Origin of the sequence: Oceanobacillus sp. FSL W7-1281 (assembly GCF_037969835.1) — a bacterium.
Lineage (GTDB): Bacteria > Bacillota > Bacilli > Bacillales > Amphibacillaceae > Oceanobacillus > Oceanobacillus oncorhynchi.
Window position 1 is genome coordinate 1,956,116 of record NZ_CP150214.1, and the last position, 17,688, is coordinate 1,973,803.

Sequence of the window (17,688 nt, forward strand, 5' to 3'; positions counted from 1 at the left end):
AATAAAGAATTCAAAGGCAGCATCATGCATGATTTATACTTAAAGTAGTCAGAGAGAGGGGTTCCAATGGAAGAGAGAACAAACATTTTAATTGTAGAAGATGATTATGAAATTGCCCGGATTATGAAGGATCATCTGGACAGGGAAGGGTTTCAAACGACATGGGCATCTACTGGTGTAGAAGGCTGGGAGGATTTTAAAGCAGGTTCCTTCTCCATCGTGCTTGTTGATTTGATGATGCCGGAGATGGATGGCTATGAGCTCTGTGAAAAAATTCGTTTGGAAAGCGATGTGCCCTTATTAATCGTCAGTGCAAAAGGAGAGGATGACAGTAAAATACGCGGACTGAATTTAGGTGCAGATGATTATTTAACCAAGCCGTTCAGTCTCAAGGAATTAACAGCGCGGGTCCAATCCCATTTAAGAAGATACCAGCGTTATACAAGCAAAAGCTATGATGCGCAAATGTCACAGTATGCACATGGATTAGCCATTGATTTCTTAAATGACGCAGTATTTCTGGAGGGTGAGCTTCTTGTTCTGACGGCGAAGGAAAAGGAAATTTTATTCTTACTTGCCCGGAATCCGTTTATTACATTTGAGAAAGCCCAGATGTATGAACATATTTGGCAGCTGAAAAATGTGAACGGCAATAATACGGTGACAGTGCATATTAAGAGTCTTCGCACGAAATTAAAGGACACTGGAAAGCAGGCGAAATTTATTCAAACGGTTTGGGGAGCAGGCTATCGTTTTGTAGGAGAGCCGATGCCATGAAGATTAAAAATTGGCTGATGGTGAGTCATCTTGTGGTGATGCTGCTGCCGATTGTGGCGGTGTATCTGCTTTATGTTAGTTTACAGAGTTATGATCAGGAAGAAAATTTAAAAGAATATGTTGATTTTCAAATACTAGTTTCCAATCTAAATGAGACTTTGAATGATGTTTCTTTATATCAATCTTTGGATAATAACCGTTTTCAAGAATTAACAGAGATTGGTGATGATAATCTGAGCATCGATTTATATCGTTATGATGGCCTTCATGTATTCTCAACGATGGAGGGGAATACTGGATATTATCCATTACAAAATCAGGATAGAATACTTAAAAATCTAAATGAGATGCAGAGACGACCAAAAACGTATGTGTATAAGAGGCCTGTATTTGATGAGAATGATCAGCTGGCTGGTGTTTACGAAATTACACAAGGAAGAACAGATTGGGTTGAGACCTCCAATCAGCAGCTATTACTTACAATCATTCTTTCAGGGATTTTTTTCATTCTGCTCTATGTTATTGTCATACGAGCGATAAACCGTAAACTGAATCGCCCGCTGCATCAGTTGCAAGCGCATATGCAAGCTTTTGCCGTTGGGAAAAATACTGATAAAAAACTAAATCAATCAAAAGATGAAATTGGAGAATTAAATAACCAATTTGAGGAAATGAAAAAACAAATTACAGAAACAAGAGAGGAACTTGTCAAACAGCAGGAAGAAAAAGAATATATGGTGGCTGCTTTATCGCATGATTTAAAAACACCTCTGACGGTAATCCGCACCTATACGGAGGCTATGGAAAATCATGATTTATCAAAGGAAGAAAGGACAGAATACCAATTGATTCTCAATGATAAATTAAATCATATGAAGCAATTGATTGATGATTTATCTATTTTCACAGCACTGCAATCCTCTAAGAATATTCTCCAACCGGTGCAAGTAAATGGAGAAGAGTTTTTTGACATGTTATTTTCAGGCTATGAAGAACCATGTGCGAAGAAAAATATTCAGTTAACTACTGAATGGCATGTTAGAAACGCTTATGAATTGGATCCAAAACAAATGATTCGGCTGGTAGATAATCTCATGGATAATAGTATTCGTCATACACCAGAGCATGGTGAAATTTGGATAGGGGCAATAGCATCAACAAAATCACTGCCAGATTGGGTTTTCCCTGAATTAAAAGAAGAAGTAAATCTGTGGAGAACAGATGGAACGGTACTTCTGATTCAAAATGAAGGAAAAGGAATGGAAGAAAGCCAGATGAAAAAAGTATTTGAACCATTTTATCAAGATGATATTTCCAGAGGGAAAGGAACAAGCTCAGGCCTTGGCTTAAGTATTGCAAAATTTATTATGGAAAACCATGAAGGAAAAATAAATATCTGGTCAACAGCAGGAAAAGGAACGTTGTTTGCCTGCTGGATTAAAGAGAGGAGATAAATTATGTCTAAATTTAGATGGAAAGAAAGCTTGATAGCAGCTAGTATTTTGTTTCTGGTATTAGGTGGATGTTCACAAAATGTGGAGGTATCTGCAGAGGAGATTATTCATAATGTGGTGGAAACAGAAGTAGAGGAAATAGATGAATTTTATGGGAAATCTGAAATGACAGTATATGAAGGAGAAGACATCATAGAGGAATCGGTAATGGAAGAATACGCTTCAGGAAATAATCGGAAAATAATCATGCGTGGAGATACAGAAGCAGGGGAAGAAGAAATAGAGACGCTTAATAATGGCGAAAAAATGGTGATGTATAATAAAAGTGACGGAACAGCGCAGGAAATGGATACATCCGTTTTCGAAGGTATTCAAATCAGTCCAAAAGAGATTTTTCAAAATATGCTGGCTGGAATGGAAGACTCTCATGACTATGAAGTAATTGGAGACGAACAATTATTGGATCGAGATACCTTTCATATGAAGCTGGAGGCGAAAGAAGCAAATAGTTTAATGGGAGATATGGAGATTTGGGTAGATAAGGAAACGTGGATAATTCTAAAAACCATTTCAGAAACAGGTGATTCTAAAATGGAATCAGTTTATACAGAGCTGGACTTTTCGCCTGATTTTACAGAAGATACATTCACACTTGATATTCCGGAAGAGATAGAAATTACAGATATGGAGGATAATTTTTCTTCTGAATTTATTTCCGTAGAAGAAGCAGAAGAAGAGCTTGGGCAAGCTTTCTATATGTTTTCTGAAGAAGATTATCATTTGGGCGAAATTGAACTATATGGTTCAGACGGGGAATTGCAGAGAAAAGAATTAAATTTAACCTATATATCAGATGATGAAATACCTATGTTTAATTTATCTATATTTGAGTCTCCAGAGGACATGGAAATAGAAGAATCAGATGTTGAAATTAGAGGGAATGTTGCAGCATATGAAGAATCCATCAACAATTATTACTGGGATGAAGATGGTTTGCGTTATTCTTTACTGATTAATGATCCGGATATAGAAGAAGAAATTTTGGAGTTGACGGAAGAGATGATATTAAGTTCAGAACAATAGAAGAGATCAGTTTTTCAAATGCATTTTCCACATCAAAAAGGCTGCATACCGTCCAATGTATATAAAAAGAACATAGGCCCGTATGCAGCCTTTTACCAAATCAGGAGGCGAAAAGATATGAACATATCTGCAGAAGAAATAATGCGCAAGGCAGTTGAAGCAGGAGAAGGAATGGATCATTATTATACGTTATCCGAATCAAAAGTATATCAAGGAACAGAATTAATGGAGCACAGTATCTTAGAAGAATACGTCGGAAATGGCAAAAGAAAAACCATTACGCATGACCAGCTGGCAGGGGAAGATAAAAGAACGGAAACCTTGAATGATGGTAATAAAACGATTATCTATGATAAATATAATCGTAGCGCATTCGAGATGGATATAACAGCGGATGGAGATGTAGAATCATATGATTCTACAGGGGAAATGAATGGAATGCTGGGCATCACGAAGAATACTCATGAGCTTGAAATAATAGGAGAAGAAAAAATACTAGATTTTGATACATTCCATATAGAAGCAAAAGCAAAAGTTTCTGATCATGTATTTGGAGATACAGCATTGTGGGTGGACCAGAAAACTGGATTTATTATTAAAATGATTTCCGAAGCGGGCGGCATCCGAACAGAACTGGAATATAAGGAAATCGATTTATCACCAGTATTTGCAGCAGATACCTTCACTTTGAATATTCCAGATGATGTTGAAATAAAGGATTTAGAATCATTTGCTCCAGATACAGTAACATTAGCGGAGGCAGAAGAAATTCTTAAACAATCATTCTATCTGTTTCCCGAAGATGAGTTTATTTTAAAGGATATCGAAATGCATCACATCGACGGAATAATAACTCGTGATGAGTTAAATTTAACGTATTATTCTAAAGCAGATATACCAATGTTCTCTTTATCCATTTTCCACTCACCTGAAGGTATGGAAATTGAAAAAGCTGATGTGGAAATTCGGGGAAGGAAGGCAGCCTATGAAAAGGTTGTCAATAGTATTACTTGGGATGAAGAGGGGTTAAGGTACTCCATCATTATGATTGGCTCCGAAGTTGAGAAAAATGAAATGGTAGAGAAGGCGGAAAGTATGGTGCTGAGCTCGGACTTAAATAAACACCCTTGAAACAGGAGTTGATTCCCCATGAAAAAAATAAAGATACATCCGCTTATTATTCTCGCTTTATTCATCAATACATTAGGAAACGGATTTTCTGCTTATCGTCTTTCTGATGATGATAGAACTGCTGCTATTACTTTAGCAGTGTTGTGCTTATTTACATTAACTTTAGCTGTTTATGGTATTATTCGAAATCGGAAAATAAATGAAGAGTAAGGAGATGTGGGCAATGTCCATAGAGGTGACACTTACAGCCGCTATTATTTCCATCGTTATATGGAGTGCAGTGTCCTGGGAGCTTACAAAATCTTCAAAAGAACAGAATAGAAAACGAATCACTTTGTTAATGTCTGCGGGCTGCTTATCTACAATTATTTTGATAGTTCCGCTTTTTGAAACTCTCTCATTGTAAAAATGATCTTCTATCAATGTTTGAATGAAGGAATTTTTTATGGGAAATACAACGATCTTCGCTTTATTTATCTTCGTATTCACTTCAATGATTTAGGATTTTATGTATATTTGTATTTTGATAGATACAGCAGAGAATCATTCCCATCTAAAAAGGCAAGAGAAATTTTTTATCGTAGCAATGGAGATTATATTTATAAGTATGCAGCGTGCAGAATAAATAGTGAAAATAAACTTATGAATTTCATTATTTTGTAAAAATACCGATAATAAAGGCAACAATGTTTTATGGAGGGAACTTTTTTGGAAAAACCAGCAATGAAATTAATTGATTTAAAGAAAACAATTGGAAAAAACGAAATTATTAAAGGGCTAAATTTTGAGATTAAATCAGGCGAAGTCTTTGGCTTTATCGGGCCAAACGGTGCGGGTAAGACAACAACCATTCGAATGATGGTAGGCCTGATAAAAATGTCCGGCGGGGATGTACAGATATTAGGAAAAAGCATTAAAAACGATTATAAGGAGGCCATTAAAGAGGTTGGCGCAATCGTTGAGAATCCGGAAATGTATCCGTTTATGACAGGGATGCAAAATCTGATACATTTTGCACGTATGCTTCCTAATGTCAGCAAGGAGCGGATACAGGAGGTTATTTCCTTAGTAGGCCTGGAAAAGGCGATCAAAGAAAAAGTCGGCAAATACTCGTTAGGAATGCGGCAAAGGTTAGGGATTGCTCAAGCCTTATTACACAATCCGTCTGTTTTAATCTTAGATGAACCGACAAATGGTCTTGATCCTGCTGGTATCCGAGAAATCCGGCACTATATTCGACGTTTGGCTGAAGAGCAAAATGTTGCAGTTATTATTTCCAGTCATCTGTTATCAGAAATCGAATTAATGTGTGACCGGATTGGGATTATCAAAAATGGAGAGCTTATTACGATTCAAAATGTTCATGATGCAGCAGATACAGAGCAGGATTCCCATCAGATTCAGATGGAAGTAACCCCTGCAGAGAAAGCAATGGAACTGTTAAGCACAGAGTATGAAATTGAGGCTGTTCTAAAAAGTGATTTGATATCCTTTCAAAGTCAAAGAGAAGAGATCCCTAACATCATTCAAACATTCGTGCGGAATGATATTTCCATTTACCAAGTGGAAGTATCCAGAGCAACATTAGAAGAAAAATTCTTTGATTTGATTGGAGAGAATGTCATTGAGTAACCTGGTGAATTTAATCCGAAACGAAATAAATAAAATATATATACAAAAATCCACTTGGATCATGTACATACTTTTAGCAGTAATTATTGCGGGATATGGCATGTTAACGAACTTTTTCGGTGACGTAAGAGAGGATTACAGCCAGGATTCTTGGCGTGCGGAGCTGCAGGAAGAGAATGAAGAGCTGACGAAGGAGATGGAAGAAGAGGAGCTCCTGCAAGATTTTAATACGGGTTTGATTGAGCAAAACAATTACTATTTAGAAAATGATATTCAGCCGGAGGGGTACGATGCGTGGCAATTTGTGATGGAGATGAACATCATGCTGTCCATCGTAAGTTTATTAACGATCATTATCGCAGCAGGGATTGTTGCGAATGAATTTAGATGGGGTACGATAAAACTTTTACTTATCCGTCCTATCTCTAGGTCAAAAATACTATTATCCAAATATTTGGCAGTCCTGCTATTCGCTTTGATCACACTGTTATTTGTGGTTGTCTTTTCATGGGTGATTGGTGCCGTGTTCTTTGGTGTGGAAGGATTAAATCCGCATATCGTCATGGATAAGGTTGGCGGATTGGAATACGTATCAGTTATTCATGAGATATTTACAAACTATGGGTATAAACTCGTTAATTTAGTAATGATGGCAACCTTTGCCTTTATGATTTCAAGCATTTTCCGCAATAGTGCACTCGCCATTGGAACAGCGGTATTTCTAATGATGGCTGGGAATTCCATTGTTAGTTTCTTCTCGGAATATACATGGGCTAAATACATTTTATTTGCGAACACAGATTTAAGCCAATATGCGAATGGCACACCTTGGGTGGAGGGGATGACGTTGCCGTTTTCCATCATGGTTTTACTTGTTTATTTTGCAGTGTTTTTAGCAGCTTCTTGGGGAATATTTACTAAGAGAGATATTGCAGGTCAATAAGAGATTTAGGGAGGTATAAAGATAATGAAAAGAACGGTTGAAATTGTATTAGGTGTCATTGGAATGGTCGGATATGGACTGGTTGCAGCTTTAGGCGGTTTTATGTTATTTCTGCAAAATAATGAAGACCTCCTACAAGAAGTAGTAGAGCAAAGTCCAGAGATGGGGCTTGATGATTTGAATACGGTCATGGAAGGAATGGGCGCAGGAGGCTGGGCGCTTCTCATTACGTCTATCCTCGCGATTATTTTGAGCCTTGTGTCAATTTTCTTGATTAAAGGGAATAAACGGCCGAAAGTTGCAGGTTCGATTTTCATTGTGATTTCTATCTTAGGTTCGATTGTTACCGTAGGGTTTGGTATTATTCCTGGCATCTTCCTGCTTATTAGCGGTATTATGTGTCTGGTTCGGAAGCAAGGAACTCTATAAGACTATTTTAAAGAGAAGAAGCTGTCATCAAAGGAAGGATATATATGATGACAGCTTTAAAATTTTATTATTTAACTTTTGAATGTTGCTTAGTAGAATTAAAGATTAAAGTATAGAGAAAATAAAAAACAGGGAGTGATATAAATTGGCAGTATCTAAGAAGAAGCATGGACTTACATGGATTAGTATCATTGGCGGAGGAGCAGCTGGATGGACAGTAAATACAGGATTAGGATTTATGGCTGATACTGATATGACTCCCTTTTACGGAATATCTATCTTTTTGGGTATTATTGTCGGTTTGCGGTGATTTAGAAAGCAGCCCGCCTATTGATATTCATGATCTATTTGAAAATCAGACATTATTCACCCATAATCATCCAGAATACTGGGATAATCTATTAAATGCGATCCATGTAAAGTATCACAAAGTACGTACTATGGTTGTTACACAGGTCCACATTACGAAAAAATTTATCGAGGAAGGGCTTGGTTTCTCTTTTCTTCCTAAAATCGCTTTGAATCGGGAACTAATGGAAGGGAGATTACTGGAAGTAAGAACACCGGAGTTAAAGCTTCCAAAGGCATCTACTTATTTAGTTACTCGAGCGGATACAGAAGAAAACAGGTTGTTTCAAGATTTTCTTGGTGAATATTTCTCGTATTAATATTTTCAGATTTGTAAGGATTCATGAAGGAGATAATGATAAATAGGTAATTTTGCAACATAAAAGAATGGCCAGAGTATGAAGAAAGGAAATTGGAAGGTTGGCACCCAAATATTGAATGCTTAGAAAGAAAAATAATTTCTTATGGAGTATATTTAGCTTTAATTGACGATGTTAACTATTATTACAGCGTTATTCAAAAACCTACAATGAAAAATCCCTTGCAACAATATGACACAACATATATACTAATTGATGAAACGAAAAAACTAAAAAAGTTTAATTGGTTTTTTGAGGGGGTGATTACAATAGAATATCGTATCATTCAAGCTTTTGCAGAAGAATTAAAAGAAAATGGAATTAAATTTACAATGGATGATCTTGCACGAAGATTGGGGATTAGTAAACGTACGCTGTACGAACATTTTTCATCGAAAGCAGATATTCTGGATGCACTAATTGAAGACGCTTTTGCTGAAGTGGATAAGAAAAACGAATTAATTTTACAAAATGATGATATTCCAGTAACTGAGAAGATAAAAGAAGTGATTATCAGTTTACCGACTCACATCGAACTTGTTGATCGGCCAACGTTAGAACAAATAAAACGTTCTTTCCCGGAACAATGGGAGAAATTATCTGAAATGTATACAAAAGACTGGGATGAAATGGACGCTTTAATTGAGCAAGGAATTCGTGAAGGCATAATCGCCAATAAAAATGCAGCTTTAATTGTAAAGATGATAAGAGGAGCAGTGGAAACAGCTCAAGATCAACATTTCTATATCGTAAACGATATTTCCCTTACGGAAGCGTTATCGCAAATTGCTGATATTATTTTGTACGGGTTGGTTTCTAAAGAATAATAAAAGAGGTCTATGACTTATCCTCTTTTTTTGGGAAAACTAATAAAACTAAAATAGTTTTATATTTAAAAAATACAAATTAAGAGAAGGAGTGGAGTAAAATGCAAAAGGCTGTAATTGAAGTGAAGCAAATGAAAGACTTTAATAGCGACGTAAGAAAAGAAGCCGCTGAAGTGTTTGTGGATGGTTATAAAAAAGAATTAGGCTTTTTTTCAAAAGACCGAAAAAAATTAGTAGATGCATTTCAAAAAATGTTACATCCAGAGGTTTTCTACCTGGCTACACTAAATAGTGAAATTGTAGGCGTGCTCGCTTGTTCCGATAATAAAGCGCGAGGACTTAACATTGATCGAAATACATTAAAAAAGCATTTTGGACTTGTAAAGAGAAACCTGGGATATCACTTTATGAAAGACGATTTTAATAAGAAACTTCCATATGATGATGATACGGGATATATTGAATGTGTTGCCACCTCAGTAAAAGCTAGAGGTAAAGGAGTTTCTACCGCTTTATTTCAGCATGTATTATATCATACCGCCTATCAGCGTTTTATTTTAGAAGTGATTGATACGAATAAAATAGCGTATCAAATGTATGTCAAACTGGGTTTTATCGATATGGAAAGGAAAAAAGAGCGATTTTCTTCTTTTAAAGGTTTCAAGGAGCGTATTTATATGAAGCTGGAGGTATAAATTATAACATTAGTGATGTTTCTTTATGATGGATGATTTAAGTCAAAAAAGAGAAGAAAAAATTTTTGATAAAACTATAAAAACATATATAGTTTTATAATGAAAATTATATTTTGCATTATACGCTTTATTGAATGTTTTTATTTGCTGACCAGCGTTTTAAAGATGATTTAAAACACTGATTCCAGATTTAAAGAAAAAAATATGATTAACCCCACTTATTCTAACTCAAATAAGTGGGGATAAATTCGGAATTTGATTTTTAGTGTTTCTTCATGCTAACTAATCATTCTACTAACAGTTGATCCAAGCCCCGTTTCCCAGAAGAAAAGGAATACAACCATTAAGCCAAACCAAGATATTCTCCAAACCTTATTATCAGAACGAAATTGGGTAAAATAAAAGAGACTCCAAATTACGAGTGAGGCCCAGACTACAATTCAATACTCAGGCAACACTCCGCCTTCGCTCATTCCTGCACCAAATAACGCTAAAGCGTTAAATGATAACAATAAAAGCAACACAATAATATTATAAATATGAAACGCTATCTTTCCCAATTAGATCAATCCTTTCAAGGGTATGTTTTTAATTCTAAATAATAGGTTGTTAGCTTATTCTATAAGAAAACTAATTTTCACCCAAACAAAGGCAACGGTTTTAAACATAAATTTCCATGCTGTCATGACTTTTAAAGCTTCCTTTAACACAGGGAAGATCGCACATAAAAATAAAAAATTATCTTTGCGATAGATAGTGTCGATAGGTAAGTTACATTAAATTCATTGTTCGATAATGGTTTTCTGCAACGCCTTGTCCTTTACTCTTGTCTCTTAATGACTGGACTATAAAAGGTAGCAATTGAAAAGAAATCAAAGCGTTATTTATGCTCTAATATAGAAAGTAAGCATTGGTCATAAGATTATTGAATATCATACATGTGTGATATTTTTAAAAATTTCTACAGAAAGGTTGAGTAGGATGAGAAAAATTGTCTTATCAATGGTCATGTCATTAGATGGATTTGTTGCAGGTGAAGACGGAGACAGCTCTTGGCATGTGATGGATGAGGAAATGCATGATTTTATGGATGACTTTTTGGATTCTGTAGATACACTACTTTATGGACGAGTTGCCTATGAGATGATGCTCCAGCATTGGCCCTCTGCTGAATTTGATAAAAAAAGCACTGAAAAAAATCGTTCATTTGCTAGAAAAATGAATAAGATGAAAAAAGTTGTTTTCTCTCGAACGTTGGAAAAGGCAGAATGGAATGCAAGATTGGTTAAAGGAAATGTGGCTTTTGAAGTGGAAAAACTGAAAAACCAGCCCGGCAAAAATATAGCACTACTTGCAGGCGCAAGCATTGCACAAACCTTTATCCAACATGATTTAATTGATGAGTATCGACTTATACTGAATCCTGTTTTAATTGGAAAAGGGCAACTGTTATTTAATGATGTTAATCAAAAACTTGAATTAATTGAATCACGAACGTTTCATTGCGGAAATGTGCTCTTAGTTTATAAATAAATACTTCCACCGCTATCCCTATTTATTATTTAAAAAGGATTGATACAAGAGATGTTAAAATGATAGAATTCCATTTATATGCATAAATGAAAAGGAACAGGGATGAGGGATAATTTGGAAGTGAATAAGATTCGAAATGAAATATCAGTTAAAGCAAAAAATGGGATAGGATTTTTATTAGCAGCTATTGTTATTTGGTCTATTATTACAATTATATTTTTATTGTCTATGGACATACAGCAAAAAATATTTTTAAAAGAAATCCATTGACAGGTGAAAATATAGAGTTGTTTTAACCAATTGGGGGAATACAAATGGAAGCATACCAAGCAACAATGGAAGATTTAGACGGCGTATCAAATTTATTTAATTTGTATCGAGTATTTTACGAACGAACATCAGACATAGAAGGTGCTAAAGCGTACATAAAGCAGCGTTTAGAACACAAGGATTCTGTGATATTTGTGGTGAAAAATCATCAAAGATATGTCGGATTTACCCAGCTTTATCCGACATTTTCATCCATATCCATGAAAAAAGCATGGATACTAAATGATTTGTATGTAGATGCAGAAGCAAGGAAACAGGGAATAGGAGAAAAGCTCTTACATAAAGCAAAGGATCTTGCAATGGAAACAGGTGCGAAAAGCATTGTTTTGGAAACAGCGCCGGATAATACTGTTTCTCAGAGATTATATGAAAAGAATGGATATATCCGGTATTCACAATTTTATCATTATGAATTAAACTTGAGTTAATTGCTGTTTGGATGCGTATTTGATTAAAGGGAGGGCGCTATATCTTAGTAAATATAATTGGAATAGGTTCAATCATTATTCTCTTAGGCATGGCGGCTATTACAAATACTTCATTCAGTAAGGTTGTAGTTGTATTATTCTTTAGTTCTTTGGCTTTGTTTATCGCGAGGCTAACGATGGAAAAGGAAAGCCTGCTGCATGCATTTATGGACTCGTTTGGTTTATTTTCTTTGATTGCTTTTATCGTGATTGTAATCAATTACTTTCGAAATCGTTCTGTTCATAATGAAAATTAATGAATCATATAATTAAAGGGAATAAAATCATATTAATTACAATCCGGCTAATAAATAAGCTCTCTAAAAAGGGCTTATTTATGCTTTGCTGGAGTTTTAGAAGTATCCTATAGAGCATTAACATTTAAACAACTACTGATTTACTAAAGTGATATACAGCAAGTGAATCAGCTTGAGAAATAAGCAATGGAATTATGTTATAATAAGTGCAAATATTGCATAAGATGGAACTTAAATAATAAGGTGACAAAATGAAATGCCGCCCTGTCAAATTTAGGAAAATCATTGAAGTAGGCTTCGATCCTTTTTAAAACTGTTTCCTCTGAAATGTGGGAAAAGTGCTCGAATTCTGGTCATTTACAATACCTTGGTAGTACCAATGGGTAAACAATCGTAGCTTTTAGTATAAATAGCACTCGTTATGTTTGGCTTGTCTGTTTATAGAATGAACTTTTGAAACAAAACTACAGGAAATAGCGAATGGAACAATCTTGTTGATCCTGCGCTAGATTCCACTTAGGAGAATAAAAATGAGAGAAGAAGAAAAAATCTTTAAAGGTACCCTTTTTTCACCTGGAGAACCAGATTTTAAAAAAATAAAGCTCAGAACTCATAACCTATGTTCCGAATATAACCGCACGTTCGAAGATGAAACGGAAAAGAGACAAGCACTCATTTCAAATATTTTCCATAAAATTGGAGAGAGTAGCCGTCTGCAAGGTCCTATTTATATTCACTACGGAAAACATACAAAGATTGGTAATCATTTTTTTGCAAATTTTAATTTAACCATTCAAGATGATGCAGAGGTGGTTATTGGCAATCATTGTGATTTTGGTCCAAATGTGACGATTGTTACACCTGTACATCCAATGCTTCCAGATGAACGCCGCGCCATTATGGATAAAGACGGTGTGCCTAAGCATATGTGTTATGCGAAACCGGTTAAAATAGGTAATGCTTGCTGGCTTGGAGCAAATGTGGTTGTTTGTCCGGGAGTAACAATCGGGGATAATTGCGTAATTGGGGCAGGAAGTGTTGTTGTGAAGGACATTCCAAGCAATAGCTTTGCGGCTGGCAACCCATGCAGAGTGATTAGAGAAATTACGGAACTGGACAGCATGAAACATAAGCCGGAAATTTTGGATGATAATCGAATTATAGAATAAAAATATTTCGGACTATGAAAGGCCTTACAGATTCCCGTTTAATACTGCGGGGCAAACGTAATTGGCATAGTGGTTGTAATCAAGTTTTAAGAAAATATTCTACTCACTAAAGTAATTAATGGGCTATATTTTGAGTGAGAATAGAATCGTATTCGTACAATTTGGCTTGAGTTGAGGGCTGTTACATAATCAATTACCTGATTATGTAACAGCCCTTCTTTTATCAAAATAAAAAGGCATCTATTTGAAAAAAACTGCGTATATTGAAAAGCTTATATTTCCATGCAATGGCTTTATTCATACATTCCGGATTTTTGGTTGTTCAGTTTGTATGCAAATGCTAAGTATAGAAAAGCAAAGAATGAGATAAATATAATCACTACTAGAAAGTAAAGAATGGTCGTTGTATTTGCCAGTATATCCAATATAATTGAAACACTTACTACACCAAAAATACTGCCAATTTGACGTGCAAGGTTTACTAATGAAGAAATTTCATTATGATATTTTTCCCCCGTTGATAAAAAAGCTGCATTCATTAATACGGGAGCTATAGCTCCAGAAAAACCGAAAAGAATAAAACTAATTAAAATAAAAACAGAGTATGCTGCTATTGTGAAGTAGGTAAACAAAAATATACTGCCTGCAATAATAGCCAATAAGCATAGCTGGTGAGTCCATTTTTGTCCTAATTTATTGACCAGAATAGGTGACAAAAATGAGGATATTAGCATACCGGAAACCGTTAAGGGCAAAAATTTCACACCCGTCTCAAGCGAAGACAAAAATAAATGTTCCTGAAAATGAATAGAAAGGAAATACATCACTCCATAGATTGAAAAATTATAAGTAAATCCATTTATTAAGCTGGCAACATTCTGTTTTGTGAATAGTTGCCGCTCAATTACTTGTGTCTGATTATTTCTAAACTTGATACTATATGCATATCCAAAAATTAGTAAAACAATTCCTCCTAAAGTAAATAACAGCGGTAACTGATAGATTATTTTATATTCCTGTATCATAAATACGAAAATTAAGATAAACAATGCAACCAGCACCTGTTCCTTGAAAAACATCGGAATTTTTTCTTTTTCTGTATCCTTGATTGCAGCAAGTCCAGTCCAAATGACAATCAAAGAAAAAGGAATATTGATAAGAAAGATGCTTTGCCACCCCCACAGTTCATTTAAAAAACCACCAACCATCGGCGAAAAGGCAAATGCGATACCTGATGTTCCGGACCATATACCAAAGGCAGTTGCTCTTTTTTGGGGCTCTGTTACTGTCGATGATAAGAGCTTTGTTGCAATAGGTGCAAACATAGCTGCACCAACTCCTTGAATAATCCTAGAGATTACCAATTGTTCATAAGTGTTAGAGAAACCACAGAATAGCGAACCAACCATAAAGATTGAAATCCCCGTGATAAATGCATTTCTTGCACCTATTCGTTTACTGAATCTGGCAAAAAATAGGATGAACGAAGCAAATACCAATACATAGCTATTTACGACCCAAGAGGTTTGTAAATTGCTTAAATATAATTGTTCTCTCAAGGGTGGAATAATTATATTTACGATATTTGTATCTAGAATAATTAAGAAAGATCCGATGCAAATACTGATTAAGCTTATTGTTTCTCGACGTGTGTATTTCATAAAAACCACCTTATTTCAATTTTTTTTGAACTGTAACTATTATTTCAAAAAAAATTGAAATGTCAAGAGGGAAATGTTATAATAAAATTATGAAAAATAATCATGTTACAGATATTTTTAAGGTACTTCAGGATCCAATTCGAATTCGAATTATTGAGATGTTGCGATTTGATCAAGAAAGGAGGGAGTTTTTTCCGGATTCATCTGAAGCAGAAGGTGGCTTTTGTCCAATGGATATCCTGACGATTTTGCAGGAAGAAGGGGTCCATATTTCTAATACCAAATTGTCTTACCATCTCAAGGAAATGAAAAATACTCATGTTATTTACTTAGTCAAGGAGGGGAAACGTAATTTTTATCTGTTTAATAAAGATAGTCTGGAAGTGATTCAGGCCTGGATAAATTTTATATTAAAAGGATAACCACGCATCAATTATTAAAATAAAAAATGTAAAACGTTTTTTGTAACAGGGATAATGAGTGGGTTCTTTAAGGCTAAATGAATAAAGAAAACTCTTTCCCATGAAAGCGGAGAAAGAGTTTTCGGTTGATAATAGTTATAACAAATCCGTATTCTTTTTATCCTGCAGCAATCACACTAAGTTCTTACACCTTCCGATACCGCCGCATACCCAAAATATTCAACGTCACAAAAACAACAATAAATAAAAACAAAATAGACAGAGGAGCCAGAATCTCTCCAAATGTAAATCCTTTTAAAACAACATCAATCATCGCATTTCCTGCATAGTACAATGGCATCATCGGCGCAATCCATTGCAGCCATGCTTCCATAGTATCTACATTCAGCATTCCAGAGAAGAATATCTGCGGAATAATAACGAGCGGGATGAATTGAATCATCTGGAATTCACTGCTGACAAAGGTAGATAATAAAAGGCCAAGTCCAAGGGCAACGAAGCTTAAGAAAATATTAATAATAAACATATTGCTGATGGAACCGGCGATTTCCATATCTAATATATATACAGAATATAGGATGATAATCGCTGTCTGCAGAATAGCAAAAATCCCATAGCCGAATAAATAACCAAATACAATCTCAGATTTTCTGATTGGCGTGGATAATAGTTTCTCCAATGTACCGCTGCTTCTTTCTTTTAACATTGACATGCCGGCGATTAAAAAAACAAAAAAGAATACAAAGAAGCTGACTAAAATGGGATTTAAAATTTCAAAAAAGGTATTGCTTTCATCGCCATAGATATATTCTACAGAAATCGGATCATTATCCATATCGATTTCAGAATCGATGTCTGTATTGATATTCGTGTCCATATTTATATCCATGTTCTCTGCGACCTCAGGAGGTAGCTGCTCCATCATTTCTTCTACGCCTGCTGACATATCTTCCATATTACTTATCATGTTATCGATATTATCCGAAAGATCATTTAAATTTGTTTCCATTACAGCCTGTGAGCTTCCCTGAATAGCAGGACCCTCATCCATCGGGTTATCATTCAGAATGGTCAATGTCCAATTCCCATCCTTTTCCTCTAGAACAGCACTGGCATTTCCTTCTTCCAGATAAGACTGTATATCCATCTCGTTTTCCTGTTTTACGATGATATCATTATCTTCTAAAATATCGATTACCTCATCGTTGACATTAACTGCAGCGATGGTTACCTCGTTATCCGGATCTGGAAAAATATAATTCAATAGCGTAATGACAAAAATAGGAGCCAGAAATAATAATGCAAGCGTACGTTTATCACGGAGAACCTGTTTGCAAATCCGTTTAATCAGCTGAAGCATTCGCATTTTCGATTTCCTCCAATTTTAAAAAGACTTGATCAATATCGCTGACGCCGAAGTTCTCTAATATTTCCTGCGGCGTACCGCTTGCTGCAATTCCTTTATTTTTCATTAATAACAGCTGGTCACATTTCATGGCTTCATCCATAATGTGGGTCGTAATTAACAGCGTACTGTCTTTTTTCAAATCATGCAGCTGATTCCAGATATTTAATTTAAGCACGGGATCAATCCCGACCGTCGGCTCATCTAAAATCAAATACTCAGGCTGATTAATCAACGCAATTGCAAGGGATAAGCGGCGCTTCATCCCGCCAGAGTAGTGCGCTACCAATTTCTTTTTATCCTGTTCAAGCTGGACGAGACTCAGCGTGGACTGAACTGCCTTATTGGATATTTTCTTTCCGTACATATGGGCAAAAAATTGAATGTTTTCCAAACCGGTTAAATCATGGTATAGCGAATCGCTTTGCGCCATATAGCTAATTTTGTTTAAAAGTTTACGGTTGGGAACCATTGTATCATCGATTTGGATAGAACCAGTATCGTATTTTTCCATTCCCATCAAGCATTTAATTAATGTCGTTTTCCCTGTACCTGAAGGACCAATCAATCCGGTGATTTGATTGGTGCTAATATCTATGGAGACATCTTGCAGAATCGTTTGTTTTCCAAAGCTCTTGGACATATTGGATAATTGCATCATAAAACACAACACCTTTCGTATAAAAGTGAGTACTCACTCATTATGATATCAGAGTAAGGCTAGGATGACAAGAATCTTTTTGGAAGAAACTGCTTGGGTTTGCGA

Annotated in this window: 19 protein-coding genes; 16 read left to right on the forward strand and 3 right to left on the reverse strand. The window is 35.4% G+C overall.

Translation table 11 applies throughout. The annotated features are described in order from the left end of the window. The first annotated feature begins 66 nt into the window (after window positions 1-66). The 15 genes from MKX55_RS09795 to MKX55_RS09865 all read left to right on the forward strand — a co-directional run bounded on the left by MKX55_RS09795 (window position 67) and on the right by MKX55_RS09865 (window position 13,434). The gene (locus tag MKX55_RS09795) at window positions 67-777 is read left to right on the forward strand and encodes a response regulator transcription factor (RefSeq protein WP_339237873.1); all 711 of its coding nucleotides are present in this window, start codon (window positions 67-69) and stop codon (window positions 775-777) included. Continuing rightward, window positions 774-2,231: an ATP-binding protein gene (locus tag MKX55_RS09800; protein WP_339237875.1), complete on the forward strand. Its 1,458-nt coding sequence runs from the start codon at window positions 774-776 to the stop codon at window positions 2,229-2,231. Before MKX55_RS09795 ends, MKX55_RS09800 begins: the two co-directional genes overlap by 4 nt. Window positions 2,232-2,234: 3 nt before the next feature. After that, window positions 2,235-3,314 (forward strand): hypothetical protein, encoded by a 1,080-nt coding sequence (locus MKX55_RS09805; protein ID WP_339184447.1) that lies wholly within the window; start codon window positions 2,235-2,237, stop codon window positions 3,312-3,314. 117 nt (window positions 3,315-3,431) lie between these two features. Further along, window positions 3,432-4,445 (forward strand): hypothetical protein, encoded by a 1,014-nt coding sequence (locus MKX55_RS09810; RefSeq protein ID WP_339237877.1) that lies wholly within the window; start codon window positions 3,432-3,434, stop codon window positions 4,443-4,445. Between the two features lie 18 nt (window positions 4,446-4,463). Continuing rightward, window positions 4,464-4,655 carry a hypothetical protein gene (locus tag MKX55_RS09815; protein WP_339237879.1) on the forward strand — a complete coding sequence of 64 codons (192 nt, stop codon included), beginning with the start codon at window positions 4,464-4,466 and terminating at the stop codon, window positions 4,653-4,655. Window positions 4,656-5,153: 498 nt separating this feature from the next. Further along, window positions 5,154-6,077 (forward strand): ABC transporter ATP-binding protein, encoded by a 924-nt coding sequence (locus tag MKX55_RS09820; protein WP_339237881.1) that lies wholly within the window; start codon window positions 5,154-5,156, stop codon window positions 6,075-6,077. Then, on the forward strand, window positions 6,070-7,020 hold the full coding sequence (locus MKX55_RS09825; protein ID WP_339237883.1) for an ABC transporter permease: 951 nt from the start codon (window positions 6,070-6,072) through the stop codon (window positions 7,018-7,020). The genes MKX55_RS09820 and MKX55_RS09825 overlap by 8 nt, the downstream gene beginning before the upstream one ends. Window positions 7,021-7,044: 24 nt before the next feature. Beyond that, the gene (locus tag MKX55_RS09830; protein ID WP_339237884.1) at window positions 7,045-7,449 is read left to right on the forward strand and encodes a DUF4064 domain-containing protein; all 405 of its coding nucleotides are present in this window, start codon (window positions 7,045-7,047) and stop codon (window positions 7,447-7,449) included. Window positions 7,450-7,594: 145 nt separating this feature from the next. Then, on the forward strand, window positions 7,595-7,759 hold the full coding sequence (locus MKX55_RS09835; protein ID WP_339237886.1) for a hypothetical protein: 165 nt from the start codon (window positions 7,595-7,597) through the stop codon (window positions 7,757-7,759). After that, a complete protein-coding gene (locus MKX55_RS09840; protein ID WP_339237888.1) occupies window positions 7,743-8,117 on the forward strand; it encodes a LysR substrate-binding domain-containing protein in 375 nt (124 codons plus the stop codon). Before MKX55_RS09835 ends, MKX55_RS09840 begins: the two co-directional genes overlap by 17 nt. A 92-nt stretch (window positions 8,118-8,209) precedes the next feature. Next, complete coding sequence (locus MKX55_RS09845) at window positions 8,210-8,983, forward strand: TetR/AcrR family transcriptional regulator (RefSeq protein WP_339184474.1); 774 nt, start codon at window positions 8,210-8,212, stop codon at window positions 8,981-8,983. Window positions 8,984-9,084: 101 nt separating this feature from the next. Beyond that, window positions 9,085-9,678 (forward strand): GNAT family N-acetyltransferase, encoded by a 594-nt coding sequence (locus MKX55_RS09850; protein WP_339237890.1) that lies wholly within the window; start codon window positions 9,085-9,087, stop codon window positions 9,676-9,678. A 981-nt stretch (window positions 9,679-10,659) separates the two neighbouring features. Continuing rightward, window positions 10,660-11,211, forward strand: coding sequence for a dihydrofolate reductase family protein (locus MKX55_RS09855; RefSeq protein ID WP_339184478.1), 552 nt, complete (start codon window positions 10,660-10,662; stop codon window positions 11,209-11,211). Between the two features lie 314 nt (window positions 11,212-11,525). Further along, a complete protein-coding gene (locus tag MKX55_RS09860) occupies window positions 11,526-11,969 on the forward strand; it encodes a GNAT family N-acetyltransferase (protein ID WP_339237892.1) in 444 nt (147 codons plus the stop codon). A gap of 826 nt (window positions 11,970-12,795) precedes the next feature. Continuing rightward, the gene (locus MKX55_RS09865; RefSeq protein ID WP_339237894.1) at window positions 12,796-13,434 is read left to right on the forward strand and encodes a sugar O-acetyltransferase; all 639 of its coding nucleotides are present in this window, start codon (window positions 12,796-12,798) and stop codon (window positions 13,432-13,434) included. Between the two features lie 293 nt (window positions 13,435-13,727). Here the strand turns inward: MKX55_RS09865 and MKX55_RS09870 are convergent, their stop codons facing one another. Then, complete coding sequence (locus MKX55_RS09870; RefSeq protein WP_339237896.1) at window positions 13,728-15,095, reverse strand: MFS transporter; 1,368 nt, start codon at window positions 15,093-15,095, stop codon at window positions 13,728-13,730. 89 nt (window positions 15,096-15,184) lie between these two features. Between MKX55_RS09870 and MKX55_RS09875 the strand changes: the two genes are divergently transcribed. Next, window positions 15,185-15,517 (forward strand): hypothetical protein, encoded by a 333-nt coding sequence (locus tag MKX55_RS09875; RefSeq protein WP_339184485.1) that lies wholly within the window; start codon window positions 15,185-15,187, stop codon window positions 15,515-15,517. 184 nt (window positions 15,518-15,701) lie between these two features. Here the strand turns inward: MKX55_RS09875 and MKX55_RS09880 are convergent, their stop codons facing one another. After that, entirely contained in the window at window positions 15,702-16,883 is a 1,182-nt protein-coding gene (locus MKX55_RS09880; protein WP_339237898.1) for an ABC transporter permease, read from the reverse strand. Then, window positions 16,861-17,583 carry an ABC transporter ATP-binding protein gene (locus MKX55_RS09885; protein WP_339184488.1) on the reverse strand — a complete coding sequence of 241 codons (723 nt, stop codon included), beginning with the start codon at window positions 17,581-17,583 and terminating at the stop codon, window positions 16,861-16,863. The genes MKX55_RS09880 and MKX55_RS09885 overlap by 23 nt, the downstream gene beginning before the upstream one ends. Window positions 17,584-17,688: the final 105 nt, after the last annotated feature.